Here is a 17,469-nt window from a genome sequence, read left to right as displayed (position 1 = left end):
GAATGACGAAGGACCGGACCCGTGCACATGCCCCTGACGAGATCGAACCGCTTCAACGCCAAAGAGCAGCAGACGGACATGCTGGAACTCGGCGTCTGCTACTATCCGGAGCAGTGGCCGCGCGAGAAATGGGAAGAGGATGCGCGCCGCATGGTCGAACTCGGCCTTGCCTGGGTGCGCATCGGTGAATTCGCCTGGGCGAAGATCGAGCCGCGGCCGGGCGAGTTCCATTGGGCGTGGCTGGATGATGCCATCGACGTGCTCGGCAATGCCGGCCTCAAGGTGATCCTGGGAACGCCGACCGCCGCGCCGCCGAAGTGGCTGATCGATCGCTATCCCGACATTCTGCCCGTCGACGCCAAGGGTGTGGTGCGCAAGTTCGGCGCCCGTCGTCACTATTGCTTTTCCAGCCGCCGCTATCGCGTCGAGGCGGCACGCATCTCTGAAGCCATGGCCGAGCGCTACGGACAGAATGCCTTCGTGCACGCCTGGCAGACCGACAACGAATATGGCGACCACGACACGATCTACAGCTATTCCGACGAGGCGCTGCGCGCCTTCCGCGAGTGGCTGGCTGAGCGCTACGGCACCGCCGAGGAACTGAACCGCGCCTGGGGCACGGCTTTCTGGGCGATGAACTATCTGAGCTTCGACGAGGTCGATCTTCCGAACAACCTCGTGGAAGAGCCGAGCCCGACCCATATCGTCGATTACATCCGCTTCTCCTCCGACCAAGTGAGGAGCTTCAACAAGGCGCAGGTCGACATCATCCGCAAGCATTCGCCGGGCCGTCCGGTGACGCATAACTTCATGTCGCAGAATACCGACTTCGACCACTACAAGGTCGGCGAGGATATCGATATCGCGTCCTGGGACGTCTATCCGATGGGCGGGCTGTTGAACGGTCGTCTGCCGTCGGAAGACAAGGGCCGCTACCTCCGCGTCGGCGATCCGGACCAACCGGCCTTCAACCACGATCTCTATCGCACCGTCGGCAATGGCCGCGTCTGGGTGATGGAGCAGCAACCGGGTCCGGTGAACTGGGCTTCGCACAATCAGTCGCCGGCCGACGGCATGGTGCGGCTGTGGACCTGGCTCGCCTATGCCCATGGCGTCGACATGGTCTCCTATTTCCGCTGGCGCCAGGTGCCGTTTGCGCAGGAACAATTCCATGCCGGACTGCTCTTGCCAAACAGCGAGGCGGACCAGGGCTATTTCGAAGTCGCGCAGGTTGCCGAGGAGATGAAGCGGCTTCCCAAGGGGGAACGCCGCCAGAAGGCCAAGGTCGCGATCCTGCTCGACTACAATTCGCGCTGGGCGACACGCGCGCTGCCACAGGGCCGCACCTATTTGGCATCGGCGATCGCGCTCGACTGGTACTCGACCGTTTCCCGCCTCGGCGTCGATGTCGATTTCATCGGCCAGCATTCGGACCTCGAAGGCTACCAGCTCGTGCTCGCGCCCGACCTTGTCATCCCCGATCAGGCTTTCGTTCAGAAGCTTGCCGCGTCAGGCGCCAAGGCTCTGTTCGGACCACGCAGCGGTAGCAAGACCGAGGACATGCATATTCCGGAGGGCTTGCCGCCGGGTCCGCTCGCCTCGCTGATCGACCTCAGCGTGTCACGGGTCGAGTCCCTGCCGGAGTTTCACAGTGAGAGCGTGCTCTATGGCAACGAGACCTATCCGGCCGGCGTGTGGCGCGAGACCGTCAGGACGAGCGAGACCGTGCTTGCGACCTTCGAAGGCGACTATCGCAACGGCGCGCCGGCCCTCGTCGGCAACGACAAGGCGCGGTACCTCGCAACGGGCGCACGTGGTGACCTGCTGAAGAAGGTCATCGCCGACGCTCTCGGTTGGGCCTCGGTCGAGGCACTGGCGGATTTGGGCGATCTGCGCATCACCCGCCGCGGCAAGCTCACCTTCGCCTTCAACTACGGTAAGACGGCCGTGGACGTGCCGGCGCCTGCCAACGCGACCTTCCATGTCGGCGGCCGCAAGCTCGGCCCCGTCGAAGTCGCGATCTGGTCGGAGTAATCGGAAGCGGGAACGCGCCCGTTTCCAAACGACATCGCTTGCCACAGCGCGATCGGTCGAGCTGCGCGCTATGAGCGCGCGTGCACGGAAGGAGGCATTTATTCCGAAAGAACAAGAGCGACGCACCGCAGCTCGAAACGCGTTGCCTAAAAAGCGAGCTGCATGCACCTGAAGAACCAAAGCTGAGGGTGCATCTCCCGCAAGCCCTTGAAAATGCGGTTATATGAGATTGGCACAGGCTTTGCATTCCTGTCTTGTATGCAAGATAGAGCCGCACCGACCGTCCATAATCCGATCGAGAAATCCATCGTCTCCGGCATCCTCTCGGGCCGCATAAAACCCGGAACGCGGCTCAGCGAGAACCAATTGGCCGCACTCTTCGGTGTGTCGCGGACCCGGGTGCGCGAAGCGATGATGCGCCTCGAGACACGCTGCATCGTTCATGTCAGCCCACGCAGAGGCTGGTTCGTGGCGCAACCGTCCGCCGAAGAGGCGATGATGGTCTATGACGCGCGGCGCGTCATCGAGGCCGGGCTGCTGCGCAGCATGCGGCCGCTGACGCAGAGCGGCCGCGACAGGTTGCATGCCCATCTTGCCGAAGAGAAGGCGGCGATCGAAGCCGGCGACCGCCAGCGCCTCACCTGCCTGATGGGCGACTTCCACATTCGGGTGGCCGAATTGGCGGATAACGCCGTTCTCATCGAGATCCTTCGCGATCTTACGGCCAGAACCATTCTGATTTCGATGCTTTATCAGTCGGATTTCCACGCCCTGCAATCCCACCTCGGGCACTGCCGCATCGTCGAAGCGATGGAGCAGGGAGATTTTTCGAAGGCGGCCGCGCTCTCCGTCGAGCACCTGGACGAGGTGGAAACCGGACTGGACCTGACGAAGCATCCCGATCCTCTGGCGGACCTTCGGCGATCCCTATCGCTTCCTCCCCCGACCGTGACTTCGCCATCCAAGACGTCACGCAGCGAAACACCGCAAACCCAAGAAGGAGAATGACTCAATGCTCGCAAGACGACTGTTCATCGCCATGGCGGCGATGGCTGCGACCATCGGCTTCGGCTCGATTTCCCATGCCGACGCGCTTGGCGACATCACGTCGCGCGGCACGCTTCGCGTTGCCGTTCCCCAGGATTTCCCGCCTTTTGGCAGTGTCGGTACGGATATGGCGCCGATGGGCTATGACGTCGACATGGCCAATCTGATCGCAGACAAGCTCGGCGTGAAGGTCGAACTCGTGCCGGTTACGAGCGCGAACCGGATTCCCTACTTGCAGACCAACAAGGTCGATCTGGTGATTTCGAGCCTTGGCAAGAATCCGGATCGGGAGAAGGTCATCGATTTCTCCGCCGCCTATGCGCCCTTCTTCAATGGCGTGTTCGCGCCCGCGGAACTCGCGGTCACCAAGCCGGAGGAACTCACCGGCAAGGTCGTAGGCGTCACCCGCGGCGCGGTCGAAGACCTGGAGCTGACCAAGATCGCGCCGGTAGATGCCGTCATCAAGCGTTATGAAGACAACAACGGTACGATCTCCGCCTTCCTGTCGGGGCAGGTCGAGGCTGTCGCGACCGGCAACGTGGTGGCCGCTGCCATTCTCGCCAAGAACCCGCCGAAGCGGCCGGAGTTGAAGTTCCTGATCAAGAACTCGCCCTGCTACATCGGCCTCGGCAAGGCGCAACCCGCCCTTCTTGAAAAGGTCAATGGCATCATCGCTGCCGCCAAGGCCGACGGCTCGCTGAACGCCATTGCGCAAAAGTGGCTCGGCACAGACTTGCCGACCGATCTCTGACCAATCAGCCGCGCTGTCTCGCCGCTAGAGCATCCTGCTTTCAAGTGGAAATATTGAAAGCGGTGTCAGAGCATCCTTAGTGCGGTCGTCTGAACGCACGGCGGATACTCTAGGCGGGACGGCGCCGGCGGATACTCGTCAAACCAGGGGTGCGCCTTGAATTACCAGTTCGAATTTGGCTGGCTGCTCGAATATTATCCGCAGATCATCAAAGGGATAGGGATCACCGTTCAACTGATCGCGGTTGGCGCCGTCGCCGGCATCTCGCTCGGCATCTGCTGCGCCTGGGCGAGGGCGCTGGGTCCAGCCTGGCTCAAGCCGGTGGTCGCAGCCTATGTCGAGCTGATCCGCAACACACCGTTCCTGATCCAGCTCTTCTTCATCTTCTTCGGCCTCCCGTCCCTGGGACTGCAGCTTAGTGAACTGCAAGCCGCCAATATCGCCATGATCGTCAATCTCGGGGCCTATAGCTGCGAGATCATCCGCGCCGGCATCCAGGCGACCCCAAGGGGGCAGTTCGAGGCAGGCGCCAGTCTCGCCATGACACGCTTCGAGACATTTCGGCACGTCGTGCTGGTTCCGTCGCTCCAGCGCATCTGGCCGGCCCTGTCATCGCAAGTCGTCATCGTCATGCTCGGTTCCGCCGTCGTGTCGCAGATCGCCGCCGAAGATCTCACCTTCGCCGCCAACTTCATTCAATCCAGGACTTTCCGGGCCTTCGAGGCCTACATCGTATCCACGATCATCTACCTCGTCCTGGCGATCCTGCTTCGCCAGGCGCTGGCGATCGTCGGCGGGTTCATTTTCCCACGGAGGACCGCGCGATGATCGAGTTCACCATTTGGGATATCTTGCGCAACCTTCTGCTCGCGACGCGGTGGACAGTCGTCCTCTCGCTTGTCTCGTTCCTGGGCGGCGGCATCGTCGGGCTTGGCTTGCTTTTCCTGCGCATCAGCAAACGCAAATCGCTGCGATCACTCGCCCGCTATTACATCGAGCTGTTTCAGGGCACGCCGCTGCTGATGCAACTCTTCATCGCCTTCTTCGGGCTGGGCCTATTCGGTGTCGACGTGCCGGCTTGGCTTGCCGCCGGATTGGCGCTGATCCTTTGGACCGCAGCCTTTCTCGGGGAGATTTGGCGCGGATGTGTCGAAGCGGTTGCCAAGGGGCAATGGGAGGCTTCCGCCAGCCTCGGCATGGGCTGGCTGCAACAGATGCGCTACGTCATCCTGCCGCAGGCGATGAAAGTTGCGGTCCCGCCAACCGTCGGGTTCTCCGTACAGGTCATCAAAGGCACGGCGCTGACCTCGATCATCGGCTTTGTCGAACTGTCGAAGGCAGGCTCCGTCGTCACCAACGCCACCTTCCAGCCCTTCACCGTCTATGGCCTCGTTGCCCTGATCTATTTCGCGCTCTGCTGGCCCCTGTCGAAGAGCAGCCAGATCCTCGAAAGGAAGCTCAATGTCGCTCATCGAAATCACTGAAGTCCGCAAGAGTTACGGCGAGAACGAAGTTTTGAAGGGGATTGATCTTGACGTTGCCCCGGGCGAAGTCATCGCCATCATCGGCAAGAGCGGTTCTGGCAAATCGACGCTGCTTCGTTGCATCAATGGCCTCGAGACGATCAACAAAGGCTCGATCTCAGTTGCGGGTGCGCAGCTCCTCGACGATGAGGTGCATCTGAAGGCACTGCGACTGAAGGTCGGAATGATCTTTCAACAGTTCAATCTTTTTCCGCATCTGACGGTCGGTGGCAACGTCATGCTGTCGCAGACGGTCGTGAAAAAGACGCCGAAGCCGGAGGCGGAGACGATCGCTCGCAAGATGCTGGAGCGAGTCGGTCTTGCACACAAGTTCGACGCTTATCCCGATGAGCTTTCAGGCGGGCAGCAGCAGCGCGTGGCGATCGCGCGGGCGCTTGCCATGCAGCCGATCGCGCTGCTCTGCGACGAGATCACCTCGGCGCTTGACCCGGAGCTGGTCGCCGAGGTGCTTGCCGTCGTACGCGAGCTTGCCGCAGAAGGCATGACGCTGCTGATGGTGACGCATGAGATGAAATTCGCGCGCGACGTCTGCTCGCGGGTCGTGTTCATGCATCAGGGCCGTGTCCACGAGGTGGGGCCGCCGGAAGAGGTTTTCGCCCGTCCGCAGACACCGGAACTGAAGCAGTTTCTCGGCCTCCATTGAGAGGCCGAGACCGGCCCGGTCCAAGCGAGATTGGCGCTTTGCCAAACCGTGGTCTTACGTCGCGGTGTCGTGGAACGCTAGACGCGTTCGAGCGCCACCGCGATGCCCTGCCCGACGCCGATGCACATGGTCGAGAGCGAGTAGCGGCCGCCGGTTTCCTGCAGTTCGAGTGCAGCCGTGCCCGTGATGCGGGCGCCGGACATGCCGAGCGGATGGCCGAGCGCGATGGCGCCGCCATTGCGGTTGACGCGCGGATCATCGTCGGCGATCCCGAGATCGCGCAGCACGGCAAGCCCCTGCGAGGCGAAGGCTTCGTTGAGTTCGATGACGTCGAACTGCGTCTGCGTGAGACCGAGGCGGGCCATCAGCTTCTTCGATGCTGGCGCCGGTCCCATGCCCATGATGCGTGGTGGCACGCCGGCGGTGGCGCCGCCGAGGATGCGGGCAATCGGTCGTAGACCATACCTCTTCGCCGCCGCTTCCGAGGCAATGATCAGGGCGGTTGCGCCGTCGTTGACGCCGGAGGCGTTACCAGCGGTCACCGTGCCGCCTTCCTTCTTGAAGGGCGTGCCGAGCTTGGCGAGCGCTTCCATCGTGGTTGCGCGCGGGTGTTCGTCGCGATCGACGACGACGGGCTCGCCCTTCCGCTGCGGGATCGTCACCGCAACGATCTCCTTTGCCAGTCGTCCATTCGCCTGTGCCGCCGCCGCCTTCGCCTGGCTGCGAACGGCGAAGGCGTCCTGGTCCTGGCGGCTGACGTGAAAATCCTCAGCGACGTTCTCGCCGGTCTCCGGCATGGAGTCGACGCCGTACTGCTTCTTCATGAGGGGATTGATGAAGCGCCAGCCGATGGTGGTGTCGTAGATCTCGGCGTTGCGCGAAAACGCGGTGTCGGCCTTCGGCATCACGAAGGGCGCGCGCGACATGCTCTCGACCCCACCTGCGATCATCAGCTCGGCTTCGCCCGACTTGATGGCGCGGGCGGCGGTGATCACCGCATCCATGCCGGAACCGCAGAGCCGGTTGATTGTCGTGCCCGATACGCCGACCGGTAGACCGGCCAGAAGCAGCGACATGCGCGCGACGTTGCGATTGTCCTCGCCCGCCTGGTTGGCGCACCCGAAGATGACGTCATCGACCGCGTCCCAGTCGACATCGGTATTGCGCTCGAGGAGCGCCTTCAGAGGGGTCGCGCCGAGATCGTCGGCCCGGACGGACGACAGTGATCCGCCGAAGCGGCCAATCGGGGTGCGCACGTAGTCACAGATGAATGCCTCAGCCATTAGGCTGCCTCCTTGTCGCCCTGATGCGCCTTCTTGGTGCGAGCATTGATGTCGCGAAGGGTCGCAAGTTCCAGTTCCGTCGGCGCCGGCGTCTCGATCACCTGGTCGGCAAATTTGATCGTCCAGCCGCAATTCTCGACGATCTGCTCGCGCGTCACGCCAGGGTGGACCGAAACGACGGTCAGCTCCTTGGTCTCAGGATCCGGCTCCAGGATGCAGAGATCGGTGATGACCCGGGTCGGTCCCTTGGTCTTCATGCCGAGCCGTTCGCGATGATTGCCGCCTTCACCGTGGCCCATGGAGGTGATGAAGGGCAGTTTTTCAACGAAGCCGCGCTTCGACAGCGCCATGGTGATGAAGATGCGGCCGCAATTGGAGGCGATTTCCGGCGCGCCGCCGCCGCCGGGAAGCCGCACCTTCGGGTGATCGTAGGGGCCGACGACGGTGGTGTTGAGATTGGCGAATTTGTCGATCTGCGCGCCGCCGAGGAAACCGGTGGTGATGCGCCCGCCCTGTAGCCAGTAGCGGAACATCTCTGGCACCGAGACAGTGAAGAGTGCGGTATCGCAGAGTTCGCCGTCGCCGATCGAAAGCGGCAGCACATCCGGCTTGGTTCCGACCGTGCCGCTTTCATAGATCAGCGTGATATCCGGCGCATGCGTCAGCCGCGCGACGTTGCAGGCAGCCGATGGGGCGCCGATGCCGACGAAGCAGACGTCGTCGTTGGAAAGCGCCCGGGCGGCGGCGATCGTCATCATTTCGGTGGGGGTGAAGTCGCTCATCCTGTCCTCCCTTTAGGCAGCCTTTGCCGGTTTGTTGCCGGCATGCTTGGCGAAGTCTTCCGGCTTGGCGTTCAAAACATTTTCCTTGATCCAGGCGGTGAAGCTGTCGCGGTCGCGGGCGATCTCGTCCCAGCCGATGTAGAAGGCGTTGGAGCGCGGATAATAGCCGTGCGCATAGGATGGGAAGGCGCCGCCCGGAACATGGGCAACAGCCGTGATTGCCCAGCTCGGAAGAACAAGCGAATTGGGCGACGGCGGGTTGAGTTCGTCGACGATCTCCTCGACCGTGACGATCGAGCGCCTGGCCGCGAGAACCGCTTCCTTCTGCACGCCGACGATGCCCTCTATCAGCACGTTGCCCTTCCGGTCGGCGCGTTGGGCATGGATGATCGTGACATCCGGGCGGATCGCCGGCACGGCGGCCAACACTTCGCCGGTGAAGGGGCACGTCACCGACTTGATGTTGGGGTTCACCTTCGGCAGGTCGGCGCCGATGTAACCGCGCAGCGTCGCAAAGGGCAGGTTGGCGGCACCCGCCTCATAGGCATTGGCCATCGCCGCATGGGAGTGCTCCTCGATTTCGAGCGGCCGTGGCCACTGATTTTCGACGGCATCGCGGAACCGGTGCAGTGAGCCGACGCCAGGATTACCGCCCCAGGAAAACTTCATGCCCCGCGCCGCGCCCACACCGATCAACTGGTCGTAGAGAATGTCGGGCGTCATGCGCACGAGAAAGAGGTCTTTGCGGCCCTGGCGGATCACCTCATGGCCCGCGGCATAGGGGATCAGATGGGTGAAGCCTTCCATGGCGACGGTGTCGCCATCCCTGACATTGTCGCCGACGGCCTCGGCGAGCGAAACGATCTTCGCCATGTTTCCTCTCTCTGCTGCTTTTCCGTTTGCGGCCCCGGCAACTCTTCGATGGCGAGGCGGCTTGCTCTTCCGCATGCCAATAAGCGCCGATCGGAAAGCGCGGTCAAATATTTTGTGCGTTATTTGACTTTTGTTCGCATATCGCACAAGATCGGTGTCGTGATTTGGGAGGCGACAATGCGAGAAACCGATTTCGTCAGCGGCTTTGCCAGGGGGCTGGCGGTGATCGAAGCCTTTGATGAAACACGGCCAAAACTGTCGATCGCCGAGGCATCGAAGATCACCGGCCTCGACCGGGCGACGGTGCGTCGTTCGCTGCTGACCCTCTCCGAACTCGGCTACGCGGATTACGACGGCAAGTTTTTCGCGCTGACGCCAAAGATCCTGAGGCTCGGCCATGCCTATCTTTCGGCAACACCGCTGCCGTCGATTATCCAACCCTATCTCGACCAGCTTTCGGACCGCGCCGGGCAGAGCGCCTCGGCCTCGGTGCTGGATGGCACCGAAATCGTCTACATCGCCCGGGCCTCGCAGAAGCGGGTGATGTCGATCAACCTGACGACGGGTTCGCGACTGCCTGCCTATTGCGCCTCTATGGGGCGGGTTTGGCTCGCTGCCTTGCCGGAGCAAGAGGCGCGCGAGATCCTTTCGCGCTCGAACCTCAAGGCTAACACGCCCTATACGAAAACCGATCCGGAGGAATTGATCGCCGAGTTCCGCCGCGTGCGCGAGCAAGGCTACGCGCTGATCGATCAGGAACTGGAACTCGGTCTTTGTTCCATTGCCGTGCCGCTTGAAAATGATCGCGGCCGGATTGTCGCGGCGCTGAACATCGGCGCACCGGCCGCGCATGTGGCGGCGGCGGAGATGGTGGAGCGTTATCTGCCGCTGCTCAAGGAAACGCAGGCCGCCCTGCGTGTGGTCCTGCGATAGCAACTTTACCCGCCTGTGCTTGACGTTCCACGGCTGCGCCCTTCTTACTCTCACTTGGCGAGTGAAACCGGGCTGGGGAGCAGAGATTCATGACCGACGACACGCATCCGCCGGAAACCAAACTCACGTCGACGAAGCGGCGCTGGGCCGCGGACGGCAAGTTCCTGACCGGACGAATCGCCCGGCCGGAAGACGAACGCCTGCCGCCCGGTCAGCACCTGGTCAAGGATTGGCCGGTGCTCGACCTCGGCCAGCAGCCGATCATTCGGACGGAAAGCTGGCGGCTCGAAATCACCGGCCTTGTCGAGCATCCCTTGTCGCTCGCCTGGGCCGACTTCAAGGCGTTGCCGCAGAGCGACAGGCTCTCGGACATGCACTGCGTCACCACCTGGTCGCGCTATGACAACCGCTGGCAGGGTGTCGCGACGCGTGATCTGCTGGATCATGTCATGCCGAAGCCCGAAGCAAGCCATGTCATGCTCACGAGCTATGACGGCTACACGACCAACCTGCCGCTCGAAGACTTCGCCGCCGAGGATGCGATCCTGGCGACGGACTGGGAGGGGCAGCCGATCAGCCGCACCCATGGCGGGCCGATGCGGCTCATCGTTCCACATCTCTACTTGTGGAAGAGCGCCAAGTGGCTGACGCGCATCGATTTTCGCGCCAGCGACACGGCAGGGTTCTGGGAGAAGAACGGCTATCACATGCGCGGCGACCCGTGGCGCGAGGAGCGCTATTCCGACGACTGATATCTTCGCCGCCTCCCAAGGCATTCCCCGATCCATCAGCGACTGCACGCCCGCGGGCTGGTAGCGTCAGAAGAGATCGATGCCGTCTGAATGGACGGTCCATCCTTCCGGCCTTCCGCAATGCTCGTGTAATCCGCTCCCCCCCAAAGTTCGGCAACAACGTTTTCAAACAGGGGCGGTTGTCGATGCGATTGGTCGTCTTGCCAATGTGGATGATGCTGTTCGGCGCGGGTGTGGGCCATGCCGACGACAAAGGGCTGTGGATTGCGGACGATCCGCAACGCACCACACAGCATCTGTACGATCCCTGTCGTGATGGTCGGCTCTGCTCGAACGCTGCATCTCCCTACAAGCGACGCTGGTTGATGCCGGAGGAAGGTGTTCGCCAGATTCTCGGCCGCCCAAGCCGAGGCTCCTGATCGCATGGATGCCGTACCCAGTCGTTCGGCTGGGTACGGCGTTGGACAGCTAGGAGGCAAAGGCCGGCTTGCGCGCGCCGATCCTCAGTACGTAGTAGATCACCCCGCCGATCGCGACACCGAAGAACCAGCCATAGGTTCCCCACCAGGCCGGAAGGACATTCGTGAATGTCGGCAGGATCGACGAAAACAGTGCGCCGATCGCAAAGGCGATAAAGGCGTTGCTGTGCCATCCGCTCTGGAAGCGGAATTCGCCATCCTCATGGTAAAGCGCTTCGACGTTGAGCTGGGCTCTGCGGATCAGATAGTAGTCGACCATCATCACCCCGAAGATCGGCCCCATTGTCGAACCGATGAAGTTGACGAAATGCGCTGCGCCTGTTTCCCACGGCGCGAAGGGATAAAGGATGAGGGCGATCAGGGCCGCGATGTAGCCGCCGCGCTTGAAGGTGATCTGCCGCGGAAAGACGTTGGCGAAGTCGAAGGCGGGTGACACGAAGTTTGCCACGACGTTGATTCCGAGCGTCGCCACTGCGAAGGTGAGCGCCGCAAGCAACGCCAGGAACCAGCTGTCGAACTTCGCCGAAATCTGGTCCGGATGCAGCAGCACCTCGCCATAGACGGCGAAAGCCGCCGTCGTCGTCACGCCGGCAACCAGGCAGAAGGCCAGAAGGTTGATCGGCAGGCCCCATAGATTGCCCTTGCGCAGCGTACTTACGTCCGTTGCATAGCGCGAGAAGTCGCAGAAATTCAGATAGAGCGCGGCGAAATAGGTGATCCAGGTGGCAGCGACCGCCGCAAGCGCCGGGAAGGTGCCGGGTTCCCAAGGTACGCCCGCATCCTTGGTTTTTTCGATGAGCACATCGCGCGGGATTTCCGAGCCGAAGGAGAAGGTGCCGGATTTGATGATCAGATAGACAGCGAGGATCAGCATCATGATCCAGACGGCGGGGCCGGCCCAGTCCTGGAATTTTCGAACGGTCTCCATGCCGCGCTGGATGATCAGCAATTGCAGCGACCAGACGACGACATAGCAGATGACCTCGAGCGTCGAGTGGCCGAGCATGTGGCTGTTCTGGTGAAACGCCAGCATGTTTTCGTTGCGGACGAGAAGCGCGACGATCGCGCCTGAGGCGGCGGCCGTCTGCGCGCCATACCAGAAGCAGGCGACGACTGCGCGTACGAGTGCCGGAACGTTGGCCCCGAACGTCCCGAAGGAGGCGCGGGCGAGCACGGGGAAGGGCACGCCGGTGCGCACGCCGGCATTGCCGACGAGGCTCATCAGGAAGAAGATCACCAGCGACCCGATGCCGATCGCGATGACGAAGTTTATGAAGCTGCCGCAGAGCAGAAACAGGCTCGCTGCGAGATAATAGCCCCACAGGCTATGCACATCGGATGTCCACACATTGAAGATGCTGAAAGCGCCCCACCGGCGCTCCTCGGCCGGTGCCAGATCCTCGTTATACAACGAGGGCGACGGATCGCGTACTGCCATGTCTTCCTCCGTATATCCTCCAGGTCCCCCTCGGACCCGAGCGTTGATTCTGCTCCTGTTTTGAGTCGTTGCAAAAGTCTTTTTGCCGTCGCCCGGTCGCGTGGCAGCTACGGCAACGGCGCGGGCGCGGCAGCGAAATTTGTATATACTCTTGATATATCCCGAAACGGCAATCATATTGGATATACACGAGGTATATCCCGGAGGTGGTAATGGCGGAACAAGGTGCCGTTTTTCTGAGCAATCGTAGTCAGGCGGTCCGGCTGCCCAAGGCCGTCGCGCTGCCTGATGATGTCAAACGTGTCGACATTGTTGCGGTAGGGCGAGCGCGGATCATAACGCCTGCCGGCGAGTCGTGGGACAGTTGGTTCGACGGGCAGGCTGTAACGGCCGATTTCATGTCAGAGAGAGAGCAGCCGGCGCCCCAGGAGCGCGAGGCTCTCTGATGCTGAAATATATGCTCGACACCAATATCTGCATTTTTACGGTCAAGAACCGGCCGCAGCCGGTGCGAGAGGCATTCAACAGGCACCACGGCCAACTGTGCATCAGTTCGATCACGCTCATGGAATTGATCTATGGCGCGGAGAGATCGGCGATGCCTGAACAGAACCTGTCCGTGATCGAGGGCTTTTCTGCACGTCTGGAGGTCCTCAACTATGATCAGGCAGCAGCGAGCCACACCGGCCAGTTGCGCGCCGAGCTTGCGCGCGCCGGCACGCCGATCGGTCCTTACGATCAATTGATTGCCGGCCACGCGCGATCGCAAGGCCTGATATTGGTGACAAACAACCGACGCGAATTCGATCGGGTGCCAGGCCTTCGCGTCGAGGATTGGACTGTTCCGGCGCCGTGACGCGTAACCCGACGAAACCGCGTCGCGATACTACGCGCCGAGCCTGTCCCGCTCGGCGAGCCGCCATGCGCGTGGCGTCATGCCGGTGTGGCGCAGGAAGAAGCGGGAGAAATAGGCAGGATCGGCAAAGCCGAGGCGGAAACTGATTTCCTGCACGCTGGCGCGGGTAAAGACCAGCTCGCGCCTCGCCTCGCCAACAAGCTTTCGCGAGATGATCTCGTGGGCGCTGAGGCCGATGATGGCGCGCGTGATGCGGTTAAGATGGGTTGGCGACAGACCAAGTTCGCGGGCATAGGCCGCGGCTGGCCAGTGCGAGCGGTGGTGCTGCTGCAGGAGCGCCTGGAAGCGCTGAACCCGCTGTTCGTTTTCGCTATCGGCCGTATCGTCCCGCTCGTCGCTTGCCTCGTCGAGACGCGCCGTCAGCGTCAGGGCCGAGGTCAGATAGGCATCCAAAAGGTCGGCGCGATTGCTGCGGTTGGTTTCCCATTCCCTGGCCAGGCGGGTGAGGGATGCTGCGATGTAGGCCGCATCCTGACGGTCGTCGAGCCGGGTCAGATGCGGGCTGGCCAGCCATGCACCGAGACGGCTGCGTTCGCCGGGAGATGTCTTGAGATGCGAGGCCAGGATGGTGAAGACGAAGCCGTCGATGTCGCGTGAGAAGCGGAAGCCGTGGCTGAGCGCCGGTGGAACCATGATCACGGCCGGAGGCTCTATGGCATGCACAGCGTCGCCAAAGACGGCGTCGCCGGAACCGGCGGCAATGTACAAGATCTGAAAGAAGCTCTCGTGGCGATGCAGCCCGATCTCCCAGTGATAGAGGCTGCTGCGTGACGGAATCGTCTCGCAATGCAGCCAGAAATCCGGCCGCTCGCCGATCCTTTCGCCATAGAGGTCATAGGTCGGAACCGTCCTCTTCATCTCACATACCCCAAAGCCATGTTCGATTTGTGCAATTTCATGGCGGATTTGTCCATTGAGCGCGAAGTCCGCTCGGCGCAGATTTTGCCAAAAGACAATTCTGCCAAAAGACAATTCTGGAGGAGAGCATGCGCACCAAGGTCGTCATCATCGGGTCGGGCCCATCCGGGCTCTTGCTTGGGCAATTGCTGAGCGAAGCCGGTATCGACAACGTCATTCTCGACCGCGTCAGCAAGGACTACATCCTCGGCCGCGTGCGCGCCGGCGTGCTGGAGGAAGGGACGGTCGGCTTGATGGATCGCGCCAGGGCCGGCGCACGAATGCACAAGGAGGGTCTTCCGCACGACGGTTTCTCGCTTGCCTTCGACGGTCGCGACCACCGCATCGATCTGTTGCATCTGACCGGTGGCAAGCGCGTCATGGTCTATGGCCAGACGGAACTGACGCGTGACTTGATGGAACATCGCGAGCGATCGGGTGCGACGACGATCTATGAAGCCGGCAATGTCGAACCGCATGATTTCGACGGCCATCGGCCCTACGTCACTTTCGAGAAGGATGGCACGACGCAGCGCATCGATTGCGACTTCATTGCCGGCTGCGACGGCTTTCACGGTGTCAGCCGCAAGTCGGTCCCCGAAAATGCGCTTCGCACCTTCGAGAAGGTCTATCCCTTCGGCTGGCTCGGCATTCTGGCCGACGTGCCGCCCGTCGATCATGAACTCATCTACGCCAACCACCCCCGCGGTTTCGCACTCTGCTCGATGCGCTCGCAGACGCGCAGCCGCTACTACATTCAATGCTCCGTGAGCGAAAGGATCGAGGACTGGTCCGACGAACGTTTCTGGGACGAGTTGCGCCGGCGGCTGCCGCAGCACCATGCCGAGGCGATGGTGACCGGTCCTTCGTTCGAAAAGTCGATCGCGCCGCTGCGTTCCTTTGTCGCCGAGCCGATGCGTTTCGGTCGTTTGTTCCTGGTCGGAGATGCCGCCCATATCGTGCCGCCGACCGGGGCGAAAGGGCTGAACCTCGCGGCCAGCGACGTTCATTATCTCTTCGAAGGCCTGCTCGAGCATTATCAGGATCACTCGAATGCAGGGATCGATGCCTATTCGGCGCGGGCGCTCGCGCGTGTCTGGAAGGCGGTGCGGTTCTCCTGGTGGATGACCACCATGCTGCATCGTTTCCCGGACACCGGCGATTTCGACCAGAGGATCCAGGAAGCCGAACTCGACTACCTCACCCACTCGATTGCCGCCGAGACGGTGCTGGCCGAGAACTACGTCGGATTGCCTTACTGAGAAGAGATGGCGCGCTCGGGCCATTCGCCTCTGAGCAGTCCGTAGATTGCTGTGTCCCAACGGGCATCCCCAACCTTGGCCGAGGACCGCCGGACGCCTTCCTCGCGAAAGCCGAGGCTGCGGTACGTGCGGATCGCCGCCTCGTTGAAGGTGTAGACGTTGAGTTCCAGCCGCTCGAAAGAGGGGTTGGCGAAGAACCGCTCGGTCACCTCACGCAGAAACGGCCGGGCGAGGCCGCGACCGCGCAGGGCCGGGTTAATGGCAACCCGGCTGAGGCGGCCGACACCGTTCTGCCAATCAAGCGCGACCTGTGCATGGCCGGCGAGCTTGCCGTCGACCAGGCCGGCGAACATGAAGCGCTCGGGCTCGGTGCCTGCTGTCTGCGCAAGCATGGCATCGAGTTCTCTTGCTTCCAGCGGAAAGGAAAGGCCGGGGCCGCCCCACTGTACCAGGGCTTCGAGGCTCGAAAACCAATCGAGCATCTCGGGAATGTGCGCTTCGGAAAATGCGTCAACGAGGAGGGGAGCGCTCGGCATCGATCACCAATTCTGTCGGAACCGCAATCTCGGTTGCAGACCGAAGCTTGTAAAGCCGCGAAATCCGGCAGGCCGCCGCGCGCAGCCTCAGATGGCATCCATCGTCAGCCGCATATCCTGGACCGTGGCGCGGGTTGCCTCGACATAGGCGTCGACCAGGTGACGGTTTCTCGTATCGCGCAGCCAGCAGAGGCTGAGATCCGATGCGATGCTGGGAACGAAAGGTTTGATCGTCAGCCGGTCGCGCTGGCCAAAAGCGAATACCGGATCGACGATGGCGATCCCCAGTCCATTGGCGACCATTTCACACACCGCCGGCGCAAGGGTCGCGTCCATGATGTAGTTCAGGCGGGTGTCGTAGCTATCGAGTGTGCTTTCTATCTTCTGCCGGATGCGGTTGTCCGCTGCAAAGCCGATATAGGGTTCGCCGTGGATGTCGCCGGGCACGATCTCCCGTTTCGCAGCGAAGCGATGATCGCGCGGCGCGATGCAGACGAGGTCTCCGCCACGGAGCGGAACGCACTCGATATAGGGGTTGTCCGTATTGCGGTTGATGAGGCCGATATCCACCTGCTTGGACAGAAGCCATTCGACGATGAACTGCGAACTGCGGATCACCACCGAGATATAGGCATCGCTGTGCCGGGCGAGAAAGCGCTTGTTGGTGTGGCTGATGAAGAGGCCGGAAAGCGCCGGCATCACGCCGACCGAGATCTGCCCGAGTTCCTCGCGCCGGATCAGATCGACAGCACGCTCGATCTGCTTGATGCCGGCAAACACTCGATCGATTTCCTTGTAGAGCCGCATCCCATGCTCCGAAGGAATGAGCCGCCCCTTGATGCGGTCGAACAGTTCAAGCTCCGTATCTTCTTCGAGATGCGCCAGGAGCTTGCTCACCGCGGGCTGCGAGATATGCAGAACTTCCGCGGCACGGCTGACGGTGCCGCATTCGATCACGGCTTTGAGAGCCTCGATTTGTCGCAGGTTCGGTGCGCGCTTCATTCCATAACTTCTCACAGGGCCGACCTACCTTCACCCTAGCTTTGCGCGCAGAGGTTGACAATCCAGCGCCTCGAGACCTCGGCAAAACATAGCCCTTCGCGGTTCCGGCTTAGATGTCTGGCTATAACCTTTTGGAATGGACGCAGGCTCAAAAGCAATTAGACGGGTCAAATTTGCTGCGCCTATCTATAGGCAGGCTGCAGTCGGATCGATCCGGTTGCGCGATTGGCGACAGGACCGGAAGAGCGCGCATGCGAACACCGGCGCCATCAAGTCACGCTGGGAGGCGAGCGGAGG

General features: G+C 61.9%; 19 protein-coding genes. 12 read left to right on the top strand and 7 right to left on the bottom strand.

Annotated features, from left to right (window positions below; all coding sequences use genetic code 11):
* The first annotated feature begins 21 nt into the window (after positions 1-21).
* From QM996_RS27110 to QM996_RS27085, 6 genes are all read left to right on the top strand, one after another.
* The gene (locus QM996_RS27110; protein WP_334196983.1) at positions 22-2,034 is read left to right on the top strand and encodes a beta-galactosidase; all 2,013 of its coding nucleotides are present in this window, start codon (positions 22-24) and stop codon (positions 2,032-2,034) included.
* Positions 2,035-2,292: 258 nt separating this feature from the next.
* Positions 2,293-3,042: a GntR family transcriptional regulator gene (locus tag QM996_RS27105; protein ID WP_334196982.1), complete on the top strand. Its 750-nt coding sequence runs from the start codon at positions 2,293-2,295 to the stop codon at positions 3,040-3,042.
* Positions 3,043-3,046: 4 nt separating this feature from the next.
* Positions 3,047-3,832, top strand: coding sequence for a transporter substrate-binding domain-containing protein (locus QM996_RS27100; RefSeq protein WP_334196981.1), 786 nt, complete (start codon positions 3,047-3,049; stop codon positions 3,830-3,832).
* A gap of 156 nt (positions 3,833-3,988) precedes the next feature.
* Positions 3,989-4,660, top strand: coding sequence for an amino acid ABC transporter permease (locus QM996_RS27095; protein WP_334196980.1), 672 nt, complete (start codon positions 3,989-3,991; stop codon positions 4,658-4,660).
* A complete protein-coding gene (locus QM996_RS27090) occupies positions 4,657-5,316 on the top strand; it encodes an amino acid ABC transporter permease (protein WP_334196979.1) in 660 nt (219 codons plus the stop codon). The genes QM996_RS27095 and QM996_RS27090 overlap by 4 nt, the downstream gene beginning before the upstream one ends.
* Positions 5,294-6,019 carry an amino acid ABC transporter ATP-binding protein gene (locus QM996_RS27085; RefSeq protein WP_247960658.1) on the top strand — a complete coding sequence of 242 codons (726 nt, stop codon included), beginning with the start codon at positions 5,294-5,296 and terminating at the stop codon, positions 6,017-6,019. The genes QM996_RS27090 and QM996_RS27085 overlap by 23 nt, the downstream gene beginning before the upstream one ends.
* Before the next feature lie 77 nt (positions 6,020-6,096).
* Here QM996_RS27085 and pcaF read toward each other — a convergent pair whose 3' ends face one another.
* The 3 genes from pcaF to QM996_RS27070 are packed head-to-tail and all read right to left on the bottom strand — an operon-like array spanning position 6,097 to position 8,957.
* Positions 6,097-7,302: a 3-oxoadipyl-CoA thiolase gene (pcaF, locus tag QM996_RS27080; RefSeq protein ID WP_334196978.1), complete on the bottom strand. Its 1,206-nt coding sequence runs from the start codon at positions 7,300-7,302 to the stop codon at positions 6,097-6,099.
* Positions 7,302-8,084, bottom strand: a complete 783-nt coding sequence (locus tag QM996_RS27075; protein ID WP_334196977.1) for a CoA-transferase subunit beta — start codon at positions 8,082-8,084, stop codon at positions 7,302-7,304. The genes pcaF and QM996_RS27075 overlap by 1 nt, the downstream gene beginning before the upstream one ends.
* A 12-nt stretch (positions 8,085-8,096) precedes the next feature.
* A complete protein-coding gene (locus QM996_RS27070) occupies positions 8,097-8,957 on the bottom strand; it encodes a CoA transferase subunit A (protein ID WP_247960656.1) in 861 nt (286 codons plus the stop codon).
* 177 nt (positions 8,958-9,134) lie between these two features.
* Between QM996_RS27070 and QM996_RS27065 the strand changes: the two genes are divergently transcribed.
* From QM996_RS27065 to QM996_RS27055, 3 genes are all read left to right on the top strand, one after another.
* Positions 9,135-9,890 (top strand): IclR family transcriptional regulator, encoded by a 756-nt coding sequence (locus QM996_RS27065; protein WP_334196976.1) that lies wholly within the window; start codon positions 9,135-9,137, stop codon positions 9,888-9,890.
* A gap of 89 nt (positions 9,891-9,979) precedes the next feature.
* Positions 9,980-10,642, top strand: coding sequence for a sulfite oxidase-like oxidoreductase (locus QM996_RS27060; protein WP_334196975.1), 663 nt, complete (start codon positions 9,980-9,982; stop codon positions 10,640-10,642).
* Positions 10,643-10,827: 185 nt separating this feature from the next.
* Positions 10,828-11,061, top strand: a complete 234-nt coding sequence (locus QM996_RS27055) for a hypothetical protein (RefSeq protein ID WP_334196974.1) — start codon at positions 10,828-10,830, stop codon at positions 11,059-11,061.
* A 49-nt stretch (positions 11,062-11,110) separates the two neighbouring features.
* Here the strand turns inward: QM996_RS27055 and QM996_RS27050 are convergent, their stop codons facing one another.
* Positions 11,111-12,559, bottom strand: a complete 1,449-nt coding sequence (locus QM996_RS27050; RefSeq protein ID WP_334196973.1) for an NCS1 family nucleobase:cation symporter-1 — start codon at positions 12,557-12,559, stop codon at positions 11,111-11,113.
* 212 nt (positions 12,560-12,771) lie between these two features.
* Here QM996_RS27050 and vapB point away from each other — a divergent pair, with 212 nt between their 5' ends.
* Positions 12,772-13,005, top strand: coding sequence for a type II toxin-antitoxin system VapB family antitoxin (gene vapB / locus QM996_RS27045; protein ID WP_334196972.1), 234 nt, complete (start codon positions 12,772-12,774; stop codon positions 13,003-13,005).
* Positions 13,005-13,415: a type II toxin-antitoxin system tRNA(fMet)-specific endonuclease VapC gene (vapC, locus tag QM996_RS27040; RefSeq protein WP_334196971.1), complete on the top strand. Its 411-nt coding sequence runs from the start codon at positions 13,005-13,007 to the stop codon at positions 13,413-13,415. The genes vapB and vapC overlap by 1 nt, the downstream gene beginning before the upstream one ends.
* 30 nt (positions 13,416-13,445) lie before the next feature.
* On the opposite strand, the gene QM996_RS27035 is transcribed toward vapC, so the two are convergent.
* Complete coding sequence (locus QM996_RS27035) at positions 13,446-14,333, bottom strand: helix-turn-helix domain-containing protein (RefSeq protein WP_334196970.1); 888 nt, start codon at positions 14,331-14,333, stop codon at positions 13,446-13,448.
* Between the two features lie 128 nt (positions 14,334-14,461).
* Here QM996_RS27035 and pobA point away from each other — a divergent pair, with 128 nt between their 5' ends.
* Entirely contained in the window at positions 14,462-15,634 is a 1,173-nt protein-coding gene (gene pobA, locus QM996_RS27030; RefSeq protein ID WP_334196969.1) for a 4-hydroxybenzoate 3-monooxygenase, read from the top strand.
* Here the strand turns inward: pobA and QM996_RS27025 are convergent.
* Together QM996_RS27025 and QM996_RS27020 are read right to left on the bottom strand one after the other, a co-directional pair.
* Entirely contained in the window at positions 15,628-16,170 is a 543-nt protein-coding gene (locus QM996_RS27025; protein WP_334196968.1) for a GNAT family N-acetyltransferase, read from the bottom strand. The two genes, pobA and QM996_RS27025, sit on opposite strands and share 7 nt — an antisense overlap.
* An 87-nt stretch (positions 16,171-16,257) precedes the next feature.
* Entirely contained in the window at positions 16,258-17,172 is a 915-nt protein-coding gene (locus QM996_RS27020) for a LysR substrate-binding domain-containing protein (protein WP_334196967.1), read from the bottom strand.
* Positions 17,173-17,469: the final 297 nt, after the last annotated feature.

Origin of the sequence: Sinorhizobium chiapasense (assembly GCF_045277575.1) — a bacterium.
In the GTDB taxonomy this organism is placed as follows: domain Bacteria; phylum Pseudomonadota; class Alphaproteobacteria; order Rhizobiales; family Rhizobiaceae; genus Ensifer; species Ensifer chiapasense_A.
The sequence above is the reverse complement of the archived record's forward strand: the minus strand, read 5'-3'. Positions and strand labels throughout refer to the sequence as shown.

Coding starts and splice junctions, on each gene's coding strand:
- QM996_RS27090 (WP_334196979.1), top strand. CDS start 4,657: ATGATCGAGTTCACCATTTGGGATATCTTGCGCAACCTTCTGCTCGCG.
- QM996_RS27020 (WP_334196967.1), bottom strand. CDS start 17,172: ATGAAGCGCGCACCGAACCTGCGACAAATCGAGGCTCTCAAAGCCGTG.
- pcaF (WP_334196978.1), bottom strand. CDS start 7,302: ATGGCTGAGGCATTCATCTGTGACTACGTGCGCACCCCGATTGGCCGC.
- QM996_RS27050 (WP_334196973.1), bottom strand. CDS start 12,559: ATGGCAGTACGCGATCCGTCGCCCTCGTTGTATAACGAGGATCTGGCA.
- QM996_RS27035 (WP_334196970.1), bottom strand. CDS start 14,333: ATGAAGAGGACGGTTCCGACCTATGACCTCTATGGCGAAAGGATCGGC.
- QM996_RS27025 (WP_334196968.1), bottom strand. CDS start 16,170: ATGCCGAGCGCTCCCCTCCTCGTTGACGCATTTTCCGAAGCGCACATT.
- QM996_RS27070 (WP_247960656.1), bottom strand. CDS start 8,957: ATGGCGAAGATCGTTTCGCTCGCCGAGGCCGTCGGCGACAATGTCAGG.
- QM996_RS27085 (WP_247960658.1), top strand. CDS start 5,294: ATGTCGCTCATCGAAATCACTGAAGTCCGCAAGAGTTACGGCGAGAAC.
- QM996_RS27075 (WP_334196977.1), bottom strand. CDS start 8,084: ATGAGCGACTTCACCCCCACCGAAATGATGACGATCGCCGCCGCCCGG.
- QM996_RS27055 (WP_334196974.1), top strand. CDS start 10,828: ATGCGATTGGTCGTCTTGCCAATGTGGATGATGCTGTTCGGCGCGGGT.
- vapC (WP_334196971.1), top strand. CDS start 13,005: ATGCTGAAATATATGCTCGACACCAATATCTGCATTTTTACGGTCAAG.
- QM996_RS27065 (WP_334196976.1), top strand. CDS start 9,135: ATGCGAGAAACCGATTTCGTCAGCGGCTTTGCCAGGGGGCTGGCGGTG.
- QM996_RS27060 (WP_334196975.1), top strand. CDS start 9,980: ATGACCGACGACACGCATCCGCCGGAAACCAAACTCACGTCGACGAAG.
- vapB (WP_334196972.1), top strand. CDS start 12,772: ATGGCGGAACAAGGTGCCGTTTTTCTGAGCAATCGTAGTCAGGCGGTC.
- QM996_RS27105 (WP_334196982.1), top strand. CDS start 2,293: ATGCAAGATAGAGCCGCACCGACCGTCCATAATCCGATCGAGAAATCC.
- pobA (WP_334196969.1), top strand. CDS start 14,462: ATGCGCACCAAGGTCGTCATCATCGGGTCGGGCCCATCCGGGCTCTTG.
- QM996_RS27100 (WP_334196981.1), top strand. CDS start 3,047: ATGCTCGCAAGACGACTGTTCATCGCCATGGCGGCGATGGCTGCGACC.